This is a genomic window from Gardnerella washingtoni (genome assembly GCF_049262705.1).
GTDB classification, from domain to species: Bacteria; Actinomycetota; Actinomycetes; order Actinomycetales; family Bifidobacteriaceae; genus Bifidobacterium; species Bifidobacterium vaginale_D.
The window spans coordinates 431,637-447,503 of record NZ_CP058398.1; the positions used below are offsets into that span (position 1 = coordinate 431,637).

Here is a 15,867-nt window from a genome sequence, read left to right on the forward strand (position 1 = left end):
ATGAATAATAATATAGAAAATGCAACTAATAGTCGCGATAACAATAATAAGCAGTCAGCTAGCAACTTAATATTGCGTATTGATAATGTAACAAGATCTTATTCTCGTGGATTTGGCCGTAAGAAGACAACTCGCCAAGTTTTACATAACGTATCTTTTGATATTCATTCTGGTGAAATATTTTGCTTGCTTGGTCCAAATGGTGCAGGTAAAACAACTACCGTGAAAATTGTTGGTACGTTGTTGGCTCCTGATAATGGTAGTGTTCGTATTGCCGATATTGATGCTGTGAGTAATCCTCGAGAAGCACGTAAGCACGTGTCGTTACTTCTTGGAGGTGAGCGAGGATTTTATCAAAGGTTAAGTGCATTAGATAATCTTCGTTATTTTGCGGATCTTTCCGCTGTTCCATATAGGGAGCAAGGAAAGCGTATTCACGATGCTCTTGAGCAAGTTGATTTACTTGATAAAGCTCATGATGTTGTTCAAACTTTTTCAAGGGGAATGTGGCAGAGGTTGCATATTGCTCGATCGCTGGTTGCTAGAACGGATCTTATGCTTTTAGATGAGCCTACCACTGGTTTGGATCCTGAAAATGCTAGGAAAGTACGTGAAATTATTCATGCTTTACGAGATCAAGGAATAGCGATTTTGTTAACTACGCATGAGATGAGTGAGGCTGAAAAATTAGCTGATACTGTTGCTGTAATAAATCACGGTAATATTATTGCTCAGGGAAGTGTTCAGCAGTTGGCTTCTTTGCAGCATATTGATCATGTAACAATGTACGCGTATGACGGTGAAGTATCAAGCGGAACTACTAGTGTTAAGGAAGAATTGCAAAAACTTGATGGAGTGTTGTGGTGTGATGTTTTTGAATCGCATGGAGTGTTAAATATTACTATCGCGTGGAGTAAAACATTATCGCAAGAACGAAATATCAAGATTTCTGTTGATGGGATTACGCGTTTAGGTGATCGCGCTGCAAGTTTGGAAGAAACGTATCTTGCTATTGTGCAAAATGATAATATTTCTGCATCAAATACTTCTACTTCTTCTGCTGCTGCTACGCCGTCTTCTTCGTCTTCTTCACCTTCATTGAATAAGTAGGAGGCTTAATATGAATACTTCTACTCATTCATACGCTTCTGTGATTCGTGGCATGTGGTTTCAGCTTAAAAGCTTAGCAAAAACAACGTTTTTCTTGCAAAATGCGATACTTGCTCCAGTATGTTTTGCGTTGATGAAAATTGTTGCATACTATGGTTTTTCTCATGATTGCGCTAATTGTCTTAATAATATTTGGGTTGATTCTTCTATAGCTGGATTATGGTCTGCTACAACTACTGCTGTTGGAATTATTGGATACCAGCGTTATTTAGGAACATTGCAATATTTAACTTTAAGTGTTATCTCACCTTCTGCAGTGTTTCTTCCTATTGTAGGATCTGCAGCTTTACTTGGTTGTATTGGTATGCCGCTTGCGATTATTACCGTTGCTGTTTTCTGCCATGGGTTCTTTATAATAACATTCACGCAGCTAGTTGGATACTTACTTTCTATGCTTGCTTGCGTAGCTTCTGCTGCATTATTATCTGGAATTTTTGTATTATGCCGTAAAGCTACAGTTTATGAAGGTTTGATTTTAATTCCTGTATGGATGCTTTGTGGAATAGTAATCCCCGTAGAATCAATGCCATTGCCAGCTAGCATTATTGCGTTTATTCATCCGCTTACGTCTGCAGTGTGGGTGTCTCATGCGCAATCATTTAATGCTACTACTGTGTTAGCAATTGTTTTATGTGTTGTATTATCCAGCGTTCTGCTTGTTATTGCAGGTTTTATGTTACGTCATGCTATTCGACTTGCAACGCTTAATGGAAGTTTGAACATAATATGATACGAAATAATAATCAGGTTGAAACTATGAGAAATAAAATTATTCAAAATAGTAAGTGCGATAGATTGCATCAATATAATCAATATTCTCAGTATGGTCACGTGAGCGTGTTATCTAGTATACGAACTGGTGCAAGAGTGAGTATACAGAGTATACCTAGCTTAAATAGTTGGAATACTGCTGTTATCCGTATGATTGTTGAGCCTCTTTTATCCACGTTCTTATACGTTTTTCTAGCTGGAGCTGTAAGCGGAGGATTCAATGGAGCAGCTAGTTATGCGACTAGCGCGGGTTTTAATCATAGTTTGATTGCATCAACTCTTGCTGCTGTGATGGGTGCGTGTTCTATTTCCACAAGTATGACGGTGTCAGAAGCACTAGCATGGGATCGTTTTGAAGGCACAACACCATTCGTGCTTACAAGCGCAAAAGTTGCATTACCATTATGGTTCGGTCGTATTATTGCGCTCGTGACTATTTCTTTGGTGAGTGATGCTGTGACTTTGTTTATAACAATGCTTGTAGTAAGCCCGAGTGCTTTCTTTGTGATTAATATGAGTGCGTTGATGCTGTTGTTCCTTATTGTTCCTGTTGCTTCTACGGGATTTGGTATTGCTATAGCTGCTATAAGCATGATGATGAATGATGTTTATACTATTTCTAACGCGCTTAGTGCAATACTTCCTATTGTTTGTGGTGTGATTGCTCCAATTAGCGTATTTCCTAAGATGATGCAATACGTGTTATACGTGATTCCAGTAACTCATGTTACTCAAGCATCTCGTAGTATAATTGATGGTTCTGTAAATGTTGGCGTATCGCTACTTGTGATTCTTATTGTTGGCATGTTATGGGCAATTGTTGGTGTGATCATATGGAATATTGGTGTTGCGGTTCAACAGCGTAAAGGTACTTTAACAAATATAGGGTTTTAGGTAATAAATATGTGAATTTAGTTAATTAAATAAGGATTTTATTAGTGGGTATAGGGGTGGGTGATACTAAAAGCATGTTGATTATTGCGTAAGGTTGTTTAGCTATCTTAAACCTTTTAACGATAGCCCTTCCTATCGTTAAAGCGTGCACTCATTTTGCCACACATCTGTTTATGTATGGAATAAAATCCCATAGATTATCGGATGATTTTTAGCTACAATTATTTTGTAGATTGCATATATGCGTTCTTTGCCCATAATTTACATCCCGTCAGTTTTATTAGACTCAAAGATGATTTGTACTACGAGATGAATGAATATTGGGCAGATGATGGTGAAGAACAGGGTAAAGATTGAACATGAGAATCGTAGCTGCAATTAGGTAAAGATTAAGTTGTGGAGGAGGCATAAATGAAGCATATCAAGCATTATGCTTTTTTGACTGTGGTAGTTTGTCTTATGTCACTTATTTCAGGCTGTAAGAATCAGAATAGTTTTAGCAATAATAATAGAGAGCAAAAAACAGAAAATCAAAAGTCTGCAAAAAATGAAGGACACTCAGAAAATAATGAAGATGTTGACTGGAAAGAGGTAAGTAAAAATGGTGTTGATGAAACTTTGCTCATAAAAAACATAGATGAAAAGGTTCTCACACATGTGGCTAAACAATTACAAAACCTATGCGACGAGATTGGTGAAAAGGGGATTAAAGATAAATACTATTGGCTGACAGGACAATGGTATAACGATGTAATATATTCTAAACAATACAAGAGTGTTGTGTCGTTGGGTAAAAAAGCAATGAAACCATTGTTCCTAATAATATATAAAAGCAAAGAGGCTGGAATGTATGAATGGGTTTGTAGTAAAGCGTTAGATGAAATATCTGGTTTTGATTTCTCGGGATTAAACAATGGCGTAGGCTGGAGTAATTCTAGAGAATTTTTAAAGGCATTTACTGATAAAATTATTGAACAAAAGAATTAACAATTCTCTGTTTACAATTGTCTTGGATGCCTACTAGGCAAGGTGAAACTGAGTATTATCAAGTCTATTATTTGTGATTACTACTGGAGAAACTCGTAGTAGTTTTAGGATAGTTTCTCACGGTTTTAGATGCAAATTTTGCTTTTTCTTTAAACGAGAGTATAGTGTTACCAAATTTGTAAAATAAGCTATTGGATTTGTGTAGTTTGTAGTGAATTATTTAAGTTGGATAGCAATTTGCAAGTAATCATGCGAGTAGTTATGTAAGTTTGCATGTAAGTATTCATGTGAGTTTGCATTATTTTGCAAGAGTTTTAGGGGAGAGCTGGTTGCTGTGAAGACGATTTTTAGCAAAGATAATATTTTTATTCGTATGAGATCTATTAGTCCTGCATTGCGATGGGCGCTGGTTGGCTTCTGTTTTTCTATGCTCGGCAATCAGGCGTATGAAGGATCGGTTTTGCCTTCGATTATTATTGTTGGCTTGCCGGCTTGGGTGATTGGTTTTCGTAAGACTTTCATGACGGTTGCCGATTTTCTTTCGCCATGCTCTGGTTGGATTGTTGATAAGCTTGGTGGTTTTCGCGCTCTTGCAATGACTGAAGGTGTAGAAGGCGTGCTCAGTTTGCTACCGCTTCTTATGCTTGGCTCTCCTGCGTGGAAGTGGTCGCTTGTTGCTCTTTCTTGCGCGTTGTTGATTACTGGTCAAGTGATTGATATTGCCAGTGAAGTTTTCGAGGTTGATGCTGCAGGCGGCGATGACGGCATGATTGTAAACTACAGCGGCATTGTAAGCGTTTTGGCGAGTGTTACAGGAACCTTGCTCGGCTCTCCGCTTGGATCTTGGATTGCAAGCTGGTCGATTCCTGCGGTTTTGATTTTCTCGTCCGTGACTTCTTTTGCGGCTTGTGCTACGCGATTTATTATGAAACAAGACATTGCGCAAGCATCTAACGAAGTAGAGGGAGCGTCGCAAGATGTAGAGAATGAATCGCAAGCGATTAGTGAAGAAGGAGAAGTATCGCAAGTATCGCAAGAAAATGACGTTGCCAACAAATCTACAGCTAAGCAATCTGTGAATCCATTACTCAAGAGTAAAATCATGCTTCTTGCTGGATCTCTTTTGGTTGCTTTTATTCCTGCATGCTCTGTTTCTTATATTCTTCTTGGTCTTGGTAAGCAATATGGTTCTAACTCTTTGACGATATTGTATATTTTCACTGGTGTAGGAAGCGTGCTTGCGTCCGTTTTGTATGCGCATTCGTCTCAAAAACTCGGTTTAAGAAAAGTTGCGATTTTAGGTATTGCTGTGAGCCTGCTTGCTTATTGCCTTATGTTTATTAATCTTTTGCCAATGATGTGCTTTGCATTCTTACTTGAAGCTATTGGCGGAATGCTACTAGTAGAGCCGATTATTGTTGCGCGTCAGATTCTGTTTAAAGGAAGTACTCTCGCTAAGTTTTCTGGTTGGGCGCGCCTCGCGTTTGCGATTGGTGCTACTACTGGTTCGTGGATTGGATTTGCATTCTCGTCTACGTTCCAATGGCAGCTTTTGCCTATACTCGCGCTGATTTTCACAGCAGGATTGCTGATTGTTTTACCGCAGTTACCGAACACGAGTTATGTCACAGACTAGGGTGCGATGCTATTTCATAATTCAATAGTTGTGATTTTACTCAAATATACTTGCTGAATCGACACAACATAGAAACCTAACAATTTGCATATATATGCATACCTATGTATAATCTGTAAAAAATAAAAAATAAAAATCTTGCAAGTGTAAATACAAATAAAAGAGTATAAAATATTCTGCACAACTTATAATACAGGAGACTCTTATGCACAAGATTATTCAAAAGTGGAATAGTATTGACCTTATTCTGCGCATTGTCATTGGTCTTTTTCTCGGTGCTGCACTTGGTATTTTTGTGCCTGCTCACGTTTATGTGCTTGATCTTATGGGAAAGCTATTTGTGAGCGCACTTAAATCTGTTGCTCCGATTTTGGTGTTTTGCTTGGTGATTGGCGCGCTGGCGAAAGCAAAAAGTGTTGGCAACATGAGGCTCGTAATCGTGTTGTACGCGCTATCTACGTTTACTGCAAGCCTTGTAGCTGTATGTGCGGCTATGATTTTCCCTGTTAATTTCACTTTTGCGCATGTTGAAGCAGCATCTTCGCCGTCTCCTCAAGGAATCGGTGAAGTTCTTAATTCTCTTGTGTTAAATATTGTTGTCAATCCGGTAGATGCCCTTGCTAAGGGTAACTTTATTGGCATTCTTTTCTGGGCAATTGCGTTTGGTGTTGCCCTTCGCTTAGCTGAACCTTCTACCAAAGCATTCTTCGATAATGTTTCGTCTGCTATTGGAAAAATTGTTCACTGGATTATTAATGCAGCACCTTTTGGCATCATGGGTCTTGTGTATACAACAGTGGCAAGCAATGGTCTTCGCATTTTTAGTGAGTATGGTTCCGTTATTGCCTTGTTAGTTTGCACAATGGCTGTTGTTGCTCTGATTGTTAATCCTATTTTGGTCTTCCTTCTTACTCGCAAGAATCCGTATCCTCTTGTTTTTAGAACTTTGCGTGATTCGGGTGTCACAGCGTTCTTCATGCGTTCTTCTGCTGCGAATATTCCTGTAAATATGAATTTGTGTGAAAAGCTTGGATTTAACAAAGACAATTATTCTGTTTCGATACCGCTTGGTTCAACTATTAATATGAGTGGAGCTGCTATAACGATTTCTATTATGGCTTTGTGTGCTGCGCATACACTTGGTATTTACGTTGATATTCCAACGGCTGTGATTTTATCTGTACTTTCTGCAGTTTCTGCTGCAGGTGCATCTGGTGTAGCAGGTGGTTCGCTTTTGCTTATACCTCTTGCATGCTCGTCGTTTGGTATTTCAAACGATATTGCTATGCAGGTAGTTGCTATCGGTCTTATTATTGGCGTTATTCAGGATTCTTGCGAAACTGCACTTAATTCTTCCACAGATGTTCTCTTTACAGCAGTTGGCGAATATCGCATGTGGCAGCATGCGGGTCTTAAATTTGTAATGGGTAAGGATCACGAGACTGTGCAGCTTAAAAAGTAGCTGTTGTTAAGTATTCTTCTTAGTGCACGTTCTTACGTTTATGCGTTTTATGAGCGTGCGCTTTTTGCTATATTTTGTGGGGTGTTATTGTAAATGAATTTAGCAGACGTGCAAATAAAAGAGTACGAAAAGTATAATAGCAAAGATATTTTAAGGCTGTATGATTCCGTTGGCTGGTCTGCGTATACAGATGATTTAGTCGCTTTGGAACATGGTTTTAACAATTCACTCAAGGTTTTAGCTGCATATAAAAATGATGAGCTAGTTGGCATTGTTAGGGCTGTTGGTGACGGGTATACGGTTGTTTTTATTCAGGATATTCTTGTCTTGCCTGAGTATCAAAGGCAGGGGATAGGGTCTGCTTTGTTAAAGGCGATTGTGGATCGTTATCCTCATGTTCGTCAAATCCAATTGACCACGGATTGTACTGAAAAAACTATTGCTTTTTATAAATCAGCTGGTTTTATTGAGTTTTCAGAAATCGATTGCTGCGGTTTTATAAAAGACAGAACATGATACAGTCGTTTTATCACTATTGGGTAAGGAATAGCGAAATAGTAGAAGTGGAATCAGCATTTTTAGTGCGCATTAGGCTTTAGGGAAGTGGTAGGTTGTGTTTGCAGGAATACTGCGGTTAATCCACGCATTTGCTGCGATTATACTTCCGCTTCCTATTGTGGTTTCTCCGCCTAAGATTGTTGCGTTTGCGTAAATTACTGCGTTATCGCCAATATTTGGATGCCTCTTTCCGCCTTTTATAGGATTTCCATCCTCGTCTAGCGCAAAACTTTTTGCACCCAGCGTTACGCCTTGGTAAAGCTTAACATGCTCGCCGATTACAGTTGTTTCGCCGATTACAATGCCGGTTCCGTGATCAATGCAAAAATATGCGCCAATTTTCGCGCCTGGATGAATGTCGATTCCGGTTTTTCTGTGTGCATATTCGCTCATAAGTCTAGGAATTAGCGGTACGTTAAGTTCGTAGAGTGCATGAGCTGTGCGGTGAATAAGCATTGCATAAAAACCTGGGTATGCGAGTGTTACTTCTACTTTGCTTGTGCAAGCAGGATCGCCTTCGTATATGGCTTGAATATCTGTTAAAAGTAACTTTTTAATTGTAGGAAGAGTATTTATAAATTGATCGCAAATTTCTCGAATTTCAGCTGCGTTGCTTGTGTAGGATTGAAGTTCGTGGAATATAATGCGTTCTATAGTGTCTAGTGCGTTTGAAGTAACGGTATACAAACTAGCGTTATTATTCAAACTAGCGTTGAGTTGCGTAGTATTATTGCTTTCATTGCGCACATGCAACTCAGGCAAAAGTAACACCTGAGTCGCATGTATGAGCGCAATAATATTGTGATAGTTAGGTATGAATGTAGCTTGCCTTATGTCAGAATCATGAATTGAGTTGAGTTTGCTTATAAGGTCAAGATGCTCATTCATACATTAATCTCCAGTATTTTTATTTTCTTTATTTCTTCTTATTTTCTAGTTTTGATTACTAATTAATATTGTCATTTATTATTTAATCAAAACTTGTGTGCTTATAGTAGTTCTCCTAAAGGTATTTAGTCTTCAAATAATGCGGTAGACAAGTATCGATCTCCGGAATCTGGCAGTATTGCAACGATGGTTTTGCCCGCATTTTCTTCTCTTTTTGCTTCTTGGATTGCTGTCCAAACTGCAGCTCCGGAAGAAATACCTACGAGCACGCCTTCCTTTTTGCTTATAAGCTTACCACTTTCGATTGCGTCTTCATTTGTTACATGAACAATGCGATCGTAAATGTTTTGGTTGAGCACATCTGGTACGAATCCTGCGCCGATTCCTTGAATCTTGTGTGCTCCTGGCTTGCCGCCTGCGAGCACAGGGGAGTCGGCTGGCTCTACTGCGATTACTTCAAGATGCGGATTTTGCTCCTTTAAATATGTGCCAGTACCCGTGATCGTGCCGCCAGTTCCAACGCCAGCGATAAGAATATCCACGTTTCCGTCAGTGTCTTGCCAAATTTCTGGGCCGGTTGTGTTGTAGTGTGCGTGCACATTTGCTTGGTTGGTAAATTGTCCTGGAGTCCACGCGTTTGGCGTGTTTTCAACGATTTCTTTCGCCTTGGCAATTGCGCCTTTCATTCCTTCTGCAGCTGGGGTGAGCACGAGTTCAGCTCCGTATGCTTTCATAAGTTTTCGGCGTTCAATAGACATGCTTTCTGGCATGACGATAATGCTTTTGTATCCTTTTGTTTGAGATATCATTGCAAGACCAATACCTGTGTTTCCGGAAGTTGGCTCAACAATTACTGAGCCTGGTTTGAGAGTTCCTGCGGCTTCTGCTTCTTCAATCATCTGCTTTGCGATGCGGTCTTTTACGGAACCTGCTGGGTTGAAGTATTCGAGTTTTACGAGGATTTTTGCTTGAAGATTGTGCTCTTTTTCAATGTGAGTAAGCTCCAGAAGTGGAGTGTGACCTACGAGTTCTTGCACGGACTGGTAGATGTTAGACATAATATTTCCCCTTACTTGTTTGTTTTGTTTTGTTTAATTTTGTTTGTTTTTAATTTTTTAAAAATAATTTTTATTAATAAAGCGACTATTGCTTATTAGTTGTTTCTAACGATGCCATTTATTCGTTTTAATATTTAATCCGTATCAATTTTTATTTTTTAACATTTTATATTCGAATTTTGGCATAAAAAAAGAAACAGCGCGCTGTTTCTTAAATCGTAATTTGCTGCGTTCTAACGTAAATGCTTTTAACACAGGCTAGATGTTATGCACAGTCAGTGCTTGAAAACATCATTTCGATTAAGAAATGCGCAACAGCATACGTTACAACAACAATTTGTCATCATATTTGTATGATACATGTGCACTCCTTTACTCGTCGAAATGGTGATAAGTGAAGACTATAGCGAATGGATTTGTGTTTGTCAAACTTTGATTTGTACTACTTTTTCTGCGTGAGTGTCTGATTCTGGCTGTTTTGGGGCACTGGTGCAGATTGCGTTCTGCGTTATTGTCTCATTTTGTCTATCTTCGGACATTAATGCAGTTTGCGCGCTGCGTGAGTGTCTCTGTTTGGCACTAGTGGTCATTAGGTGCAAAATTGCAGAGATTGGCTACTTTAAGGCGGTGAAGAAAATTGCCGCAAACGGCAAAATCTTCACTGGTATTTATTAGATGCGTATCTCAATAGCAGATGTATATCTCACTGACATGTGCGTATCTCAATAACTTTAACTTACAGTATGTCAACCCAGTTTTGTCTAGCATGAAGTATTCTATGCACCATAACTGTTTTGTTCTCTTCGCAAATTTTATAGAAGATTACATATTTTTTAACGAAACATCTTCTAAAGTTTTTGCTACTTAGGTAATCATCGTTCGCCAGTCTGTATCGATACGGCATTGTTGATAGGTTTGAAACAGTGGCTTCTACGTTATCGAGGAATTCGGCTGCTGTAATTGGTGAGTCTAGATTGTGCGCAATGTAATGAACTATGTCTTGCAAATCTTTGTGGTAACTTTGCGAAACGATTATTGCGTATTTTTGGTTATTTTGCGCCATTGTTGAGTTCTTCTCTTAAGCTTCGCATTGATTCTTCAAAAGATAATGTGCGATTGTTACTAAAATCAGACTCGCTTTGAGAGAGTGACCTGTACAGTTCATATTTGCTCATGAACTTGTTGAATAAGTCAATACTCATTACAGCTAAGTCTCCGCGACCGTTTTTTGTAATGAAAACTGGCTCTTTTGTTTCGTGACAGAATGTTGATATCTCGTTGTAGTTATTGCGTAAATCTGTGCTTGACTTAATAGTTGGCATCGTGCGAGTCCTTTGAGATGATTGTTATTTCGTTATTTTTGGCTATTTTATTATTTTTTTGAATGAGCTTATCTAGTTTGCTTTATGTATATAAATAAATTATCAACATAGTTTAATGTAATATAAAGATATTATATGATTATTTCTTTAGATTATTGACTTTGATTGTTTGATTTCCATAATGCTAGTAGCCAATCGTTGCAAATTTGCAGTGATTGGCTACTTTGTTGTTGGTTTGCGCATTTGATACGTTTATGCTGATATTACATATGAGATCAGCGTTTTAATTTGATTTTTTTTTTAACTCTATGCTTATTATTTCTAGCAAGCATTATGTATAAGTGTGTTTAAGCATTTATATGTGTTGTCAAGTAGATAAGCATGACCAATCAGGATAAGTATGATAGTGTAGCTTTCAATGCTTTGTAGCGAGTGAATAAGCAAATAGCTTATGAAGATGCTAGCTGCGAAAATGCTATTAGAGAAGAGATAGTAGAAATAGTATAGATATAAAGGAAGTGAGAGGTAGCGAGAATGAGTAAAACTGACAACGCGGCAAATCAGCAATCATCCACACTGCATCCCGACGTAAAAAATTACGTAAAACTATTTTTCAAAGAAAACAAGTTTGTAGCTTTTCTTTCGATGATAGTTTTTATTGCCTTGTCTATGATTTTCACTGCTATTTCTTGGCTTTTGCAAATTATTTTCGACTATATGTCTGGCAAAGGAGCCTTCTCTTTAACTACTATTTTGCTGCTTGTCGCTTCCTTTATGCTGGTAATCTCCCTGATTTTTGCGTTGAAGCGCAGTGCGTACCCTCGCTTTCTTGAAAAAGCAATGAATCAGTATAAAGAGTCTGTTATTAAGAAGCTTTTAAAGAAGAGTTATAGTGATTTTTCGCTTGCGAATTCCGGCACGTATCTTTCTGTACTTACTAATGATTGCGAGCGTATTCAAGAAAAGTATTTGAAGAAGATTTTTGACTTTGCTCAAGACGTTCTTATGCTTGTAAGTTCGCTGGCTCTTATGATTTACTATAGTCCGCTGCTCACTGTTATTGCTCTTATTATTTCTGTGCTTCCTATGGCGTGCTCAATTCTTACAGCTAGCGGAATTGCCACTCGAGAGGAGCAGGTTTCTAAGTCGAATGAGTCTTACACTGCTTTAACGAAGGATGTTTTGAACGGAGTTTCAGTTATTAAGAGTTTTAAGGCGGAGCAGGAGGTTATTGATCGCTACAAGAATCAGTCGATGGAGCTTGAGCATACGAAGAATCTTCGCGAAAAAACGATGACTACTGTTTCTGCTCTTGGCACGATTTCAAGTCTTGGGACTCAGCTTGGCGTGATGCTTGTTGGTGCTTGGATGGTTAACGCTCATGTTGGCGTTATTACTGCTGGCATGGTTTTAGCTTTCACTAATTTGATGAATGGCGTTCTTCAGCCTATTGCAACTCTTCCGCAAATGCTTGGCGAGATGAAGGGTGCTAAGAGGCTTATTAGTAAGATGGCTGATTATATGAGTAACGCTAAGGAAGATTCTGGCGAGATTATTGACGATTCTATTAAAAGTGTTGTTTTGCGAGATGTTTCGTATTCTTATGATGCGGATCATAAAGTTTTGAAAAATGTAAATCTAACTTTGCAAGCTGGAAAATCTTATGCAATAGTAGGACCTTCTGGAGCTGGTAAGAGTAGTTTGATTAATCTGCTTATGGGATACTACAAGGATTATGAAGGTAGTGTGAAGCTGAATAATCACGAGCTTAGCAATGTAAGCAAGAGTTCGCTTTACGATAAGACTACTCTTATGCAGCAGTCTGTGTTTATGTTTGATGCTTCGATTTTAGATAATATTACGCTTTTTAAGCCGTTCCCGAATGCGGAAGTTAATCGCGTGATTCACTTGGCTGGTTTGGATGATTTGATTGCTGCTAAAGGCAAGGATTATCAGTGTGGCGAGAATGGTAGTCATCTTTCTGGCGGCGAAAAGCAGCGTATTGCTATTGCGCGAAGCTTGCTTAAAAAGTCCGAGATTCTGTTGGTTGATGAGGCAACGAGTGCGTTAGATAACGAGACGAGCGCGAACGTAACGCAGTCTATTCTGGATTTGCAAGGAATTCTTCGACTTGTGGTAACTCACCGCTTGGATGCTAATTCGCTTAAGCAATATGATGAGATTCTTGTGATGAAAAGCGGCGAACTTATTGAGCGCGGAAGCTTTGAGGACCTTATGAATCAGAAAGCTTACTTCTACTCGCTTTACACTGTGTCTATGTGAGGATGTTGACTGGCTTGTTGCAATGCTCTGCGCAATTTAGCGCAATAGATCCTGAGCCAGTGTTAGTGGCCATTAGGTGCAAATTTGCAGCGATTGGCTACTTTGAGATATTGAGAGTTTAAATTATCCAGATTATAATAGTAGCCATTAAGTGCAAAATTGCAGCGATTGGCCACTTTGTGGTTGGCTACTTTGTGGTTGGCTGATCTTGGATTGTCCACTTTACAATTGGCTAATCTTGATTCGGTCACTTATGCATACTTTGTCGCAGTGCTTGCGGAAATATTTGCATAGAAATAAGAGCTTTGTGCCACAGCACGTTTGCACAATACTTATTGAAAGGATGCTAGATATGCCTGTTAAAGAAATAAAGAGAGACTATTATATTCAAAAGCTCGATTCGACGAAAAATAATGGTCTTATCAAGGTAATATCCGGCATGCGTAGATGCGGTAAAACGTATATTTTAATGAAACTATTTTATGACCATTTGATTGCGGATGGTGTAGAAGATGATCATATTATTCGCATAGCATTGGACGATAGAAGAAATAAGGACTTGCGTAATCCTGATAATATTCTTGCACATATTGATGAGCTTCTGAAAGACGATAAGACATACTATCTGTTTATTGATGAAGTTCAAATGATGGATGATTTTGTAGATGTGCTTAATAGTTTTTTGCATATCAGTAATCTAGATGTTTACGTTAGCGGTAGTAATTCTAAATTCCTTTCGTCGGATATCGTTACAGAGTTTAGAGGAAGAAGCGATCAGATTAGAATTTATCCTCTTTCGTTTTCTGAATTCATGTCTGTTCGTGAAGAGGATGAGCGGGATGCTTGGGAAGAATATTGGAGATTTGGCGGTCTTCCTCAAGTTGTTTTAATGGAAAGCGATGAGCAAAAACGCGAGTTCCTTCAATCAGTTTTTGAAAACACTTATAAAAGAGATATTCTTGACCGTCATGCAATACGAAAAAGAAGTGAACTTGATGATGTTACTAGAGTAATCGCTTCTTCTATTGGAGCTTTAACTAGCACTAGAAAAATCGTTCAAACGTTTAAATCTGTTTCACAGGTTTCGACTACAAGAACGACTGTTGAGAGATATATCTCTTATCTAGAAGATTCATTCCTTTTAGAGAGCGCTATTCGATATGACATTAAAGGCAGGAAGTATATAGGTAGTCCTGTGAAGTATTATTTTACGGATCTTGGCGTAAGGAACGCGCTTCTCGGCTTTAGGCAGATGGAAGAAACTCACATAATGGAAAATGTTATTTACAACGAGTTAAAACGTCTTGGTTACAAGGTGGATGTTGGTAGTGTGCAAGTTAGTGAAGTGAATAAAAATGGTAAATCAGTTCGCAAACAAACGGAAGTTGATTTTGTTGTAAATATGGCAGATCAAAGATTTTATATTCAATCTGCGCTTGCGCTACCTACTAGAGAGAAGACGTTGCAAGAAGAGAAATCTTTGATGAATATTAGTGATGCGTTCCGTAAGATTATTCTTGTTGGTGGGAGCGTAAAGCCTTGGCATACTGAGGAAGGCGTTCTTGTATTGGGATTGCTGAATTTCCTTCTTAATCCTGAAACTATTTATAAGTAAGGCATTGCGATTTTTTACACCTGAGCTGGTGCTAGTAACCATTAGGAGTAGTTTTTCCTTCTGTGTTAGTGTCTCTGTTTGACTTAGTGGTCATTAAGTGCAGATTTGCAGTGATTGGCTACTTTGTGATTTTTGTACGATAATGTGCGTGCTGGTACATAGGATTGAGTTGCTTGTAGGATGGAGCTGATCGTATGGAGGAGCTGATTGTATGGCAGAATATGATTTACCGATTTTAGAGTATGATTCCGATAAAAGCGCAGTTTTAATGCCAAATCACGATAATATTTCTGTTCAGCTTCCATCTAAAGCGGTTTTTGCTTTCTTGGGCGATGAAATTGATCAGTATGCTTTAAGTAGAAAAGCTACGATTGTAGCAAATTTTGAATCTGCAACTAAAGTATATCCGATATATGTTTTGGAAGAAAAAGTAGGAAATGCAGTAAGAGAAAATACAGGCAGCGAAGTAGAAGAAGAAACGCAAAAAATCTGCTTAGTGCAGGCTCCAGTTGGCGCTCCTGCCGCTGTTCAGATCTTAGATTGGTTGATTTCTTACGGTGTTAGCGAAGTTGTTAGTGCTGGTTCTTGCGGATCGCTAGTTGATTATGCGGAAAACGTTTTTCTGGTTCCGTATAAAGCTTTAAGGGATGAGGGGACTTCTTATCATTATTTGCCTCCAAGTCGTTATGTTGATGTTTCAGAGCGTTCAAGGCGTGCTATTTTGCAAACTTTGCAGGCGCATAATTTGCCTTATCATGAAGTTAAAACGTGGACTACGGATGGGTTTTTTCGTGAGACTAAGACGAAAGTTGCTAGTCGTAAGCAGGAGGGATGCGCGGTTGTTGAAATGGAGTGTTCTGCTTTAGCTGCATGTGCACAAATGCGCGGGATTGTTTGGGGTGAAATTCTTTACACTGCAGATACTTTGCACGATGTTGAAAATTATGATGAGCGTAATTGGGGTGGGGACTCTAAAGCGTATGCGCTTGAGCTTTGTATTGAAGCAGCGTTGCGTATTTGATGCGTTTATGCTGATATTACATGTTGAATCAGCGTAAACGTGTCATTAAGTATTGTTGTGCTGTAATCGCAGAATCCTATCAGCATAATCATGATAGTAATCGTAATAGTAAAATTTAATATAATTCATCCAATCGTGCTAATATAATTTACAATATATGCACGAAAGGACGGTGACTATTATCACTACATTATTAAACGCT

The 15,867-nt window shown here is 38.6% G+C and carries 14 protein-coding genes; 10 read left to right on the plus strand and 4 right to left on the minus strand.

The features are described from left to right. From HXT28_RS01645 to HXT28_RS01675, 7 genes are all read left to right on the plus strand, one after another. A complete protein-coding gene (locus tag HXT28_RS01645) occupies positions 1 to 1,110 on the plus strand; it encodes an ABC transporter ATP-binding protein (protein WP_422113560.1) in 1,110 nt (369 codons plus the stop codon). Positions 1,111 to 1,120: 10 nt separating this feature from the next. Then, positions 1,121 to 1,900 carry an ABC transporter gene (locus HXT28_RS01650; protein ID WP_422113561.1) on the plus strand — a complete coding sequence of 260 codons (780 nt, stop codon included), beginning with the start codon at positions 1,121 to 1,123 and terminating at the stop codon, positions 1,898 to 1,900. Next, the gene (locus tag HXT28_RS01655) at positions 1,897 to 2,835 is read left to right on the plus strand and encodes an ABC transporter permease (protein ID WP_422113562.1); all 939 of its coding nucleotides are present in this window, start codon (positions 1,897 to 1,899) and stop codon (positions 2,833 to 2,835) included. Before HXT28_RS01650 ends, HXT28_RS01655 begins: the two co-directional genes overlap by 4 nt. Positions 2,836 to 3,246: 411 nt before the next feature. Then, positions 3,247 to 3,822 (plus strand): hypothetical protein, encoded by a 576-nt coding sequence (locus HXT28_RS01660; protein ID WP_422113563.1) that lies wholly within the window; start codon positions 3,247 to 3,249, stop codon positions 3,820 to 3,822. Between the two features lie 334 nt (positions 3,823 to 4,156). Next, entirely contained in the window at positions 4,157 to 5,458 is a 1,302-nt protein-coding gene (locus HXT28_RS01665; protein ID WP_064347037.1) for an MFS transporter, read from the plus strand. A 205-nt stretch (positions 5,459 to 5,663) separates the two neighbouring features. Next, entirely contained in the window at positions 5,664 to 6,920 is a 1,257-nt protein-coding gene (gene sstT / locus HXT28_RS01670) for a serine/threonine transporter SstT (protein WP_016637719.1), read from the plus strand. Between the two features lie 93 nt (positions 6,921 to 7,013). Next, a complete protein-coding gene (locus tag HXT28_RS01675) occupies positions 7,014 to 7,436 on the plus strand; it encodes a GNAT family N-acetyltransferase (RefSeq protein WP_016637718.1) in 423 nt (140 codons plus the stop codon). Positions 7,437 to 7,508: 72 nt separating this feature from the next. Here HXT28_RS01675 and epsC read toward each other — a convergent pair whose 3' ends face one another. The 4 genes from epsC to HXT28_RS01695 form a co-directional block, all read right to left on the minus strand. Continuing rightward, positions 7,509 to 8,366, minus strand: coding sequence for a serine O-acetyltransferase EpsC (epsC, locus tag HXT28_RS01680; RefSeq protein WP_422113564.1), 858 nt, complete (start codon positions 8,364 to 8,366; stop codon positions 7,509 to 7,511). A 125-nt stretch (positions 8,367 to 8,491) separates the two neighbouring features. Then, positions 8,492 to 9,424, minus strand: a complete 933-nt coding sequence (gene cysK, locus HXT28_RS01685) for a cysteine synthase A (protein WP_422113565.1) — start codon at positions 9,422 to 9,424, stop codon at positions 8,492 to 8,494. Between the two features lie 736 nt (positions 9,425 to 10,160). Continuing rightward, positions 10,161 to 10,487, minus strand: a complete 327-nt coding sequence (locus HXT28_RS01690) for a type II toxin-antitoxin system RelE/ParE family toxin (protein WP_016637715.1) — start codon at positions 10,485 to 10,487, stop codon at positions 10,161 to 10,163. Further along, complete coding sequence (locus HXT28_RS01695; RefSeq protein WP_032814805.1) at positions 10,474 to 10,746, minus strand: type II toxin-antitoxin system Phd/YefM family antitoxin; 273 nt, start codon at positions 10,744 to 10,746, stop codon at positions 10,474 to 10,476. The genes HXT28_RS01690 and HXT28_RS01695 overlap by 14 nt, the downstream gene beginning before the upstream one ends. A gap of 534 nt (positions 10,747 to 11,280) precedes the next feature. Between HXT28_RS01695 and HXT28_RS01700 the strand changes: the two genes are divergently transcribed. The 3 genes from HXT28_RS01700 (at position 11,281) to HXT28_RS01710 (ending at position 15,665) form a co-directional block, all read left to right on the plus strand. Continuing rightward, positions 11,281 to 13,029 (plus strand): ABC transporter ATP-binding protein, encoded by a 1,749-nt coding sequence (locus HXT28_RS01700; protein WP_016637713.1) that lies wholly within the window; start codon positions 11,281 to 11,283, stop codon positions 13,027 to 13,029. 352 nt (positions 13,030 to 13,381) lie between these two features. Then, positions 13,382 to 14,644 (plus strand): ATP-binding protein, encoded by a 1,263-nt coding sequence (locus HXT28_RS01705; RefSeq protein WP_032814807.1) that lies wholly within the window; start codon positions 13,382 to 13,384, stop codon positions 14,642 to 14,644. Positions 14,645 to 14,855: 211 nt separating this feature from the next. Then, entirely contained in the window at positions 14,856 to 15,665 is an 810-nt protein-coding gene (locus HXT28_RS01710; protein ID WP_016637711.1) for a nucleoside phosphorylase, read from the plus strand. The last annotated feature ends 202 nt before the right edge of the window (positions 15,666 to 15,867 follow it).

Bases quoted from the DNA above. Each gene is read 5' to 3' on its own strand.
- HXT28_RS01650 (WP_422113561.1), top strand. From the start codon at position 1,121: ATGAATACTTCTACTCATTCATACGCTTCTGTGATTCGTGGCATGTGG.
- HXT28_RS01700 (WP_016637713.1), top strand. From the start codon at position 11,281: ATGAGTAAAACTGACAACGCGGCAAATCAGCAATCATCCACACTGCAT.
- HXT28_RS01695 (WP_032814805.1), bottom strand. From the start codon at position 10,746: ATGCCAACTATTAAGTCAAGCACAGATTTACGCAATAACTACAACGAG.
- HXT28_RS01710 (WP_016637711.1), top strand. From the start codon at position 14,856: ATGGCAGAATATGATTTACCGATTTTAGAGTATGATTCCGATAAAAGC.
- cysK (WP_422113565.1), bottom strand. From the start codon at position 9,424: ATGTCTAACATCTACCAGTCCGTGCAAGAACTCGTAGGTCACACTCCA.
- sstT (WP_016637719.1), top strand. From the start codon at position 5,664: ATGCACAAGATTATTCAAAAGTGGAATAGTATTGACCTTATTCTGCGC.
- HXT28_RS01660 (WP_422113563.1), top strand. From the start codon at position 3,247: ATGAAGCATATCAAGCATTATGCTTTTTTGACTGTGGTAGTTTGTCTT.
- HXT28_RS01705 (WP_032814807.1), top strand. From the start codon at position 13,382: ATGCCTGTTAAAGAAATAAAGAGAGACTATTATATTCAAAAGCTCGAT.
- HXT28_RS01645 (WP_422113560.1), top strand. From the start codon at position 1: ATGAATAATAATATAGAAAATGCAACTAATAGTCGCGATAACAATAAT.
- HXT28_RS01690 (WP_016637715.1), bottom strand. From the start codon at position 10,487: ATGGCGCAAAATAACCAAAAATACGCAATAATCGTTTCGCAAAGTTAC.
- epsC (WP_422113564.1), bottom strand. From the start codon at position 8,366: ATGAATGAGCATCTTGACCTTATAAGCAAACTCAACTCAATTCATGAT.
- HXT28_RS01655 (WP_422113562.1), top strand. From the start codon at position 1,897: ATGATACGAAATAATAATCAGGTTGAAACTATGAGAAATAAAATTATT.
- HXT28_RS01675 (WP_016637718.1), top strand. From the start codon at position 7,014: ATGAATTTAGCAGACGTGCAAATAAAAGAGTACGAAAAGTATAATAGC.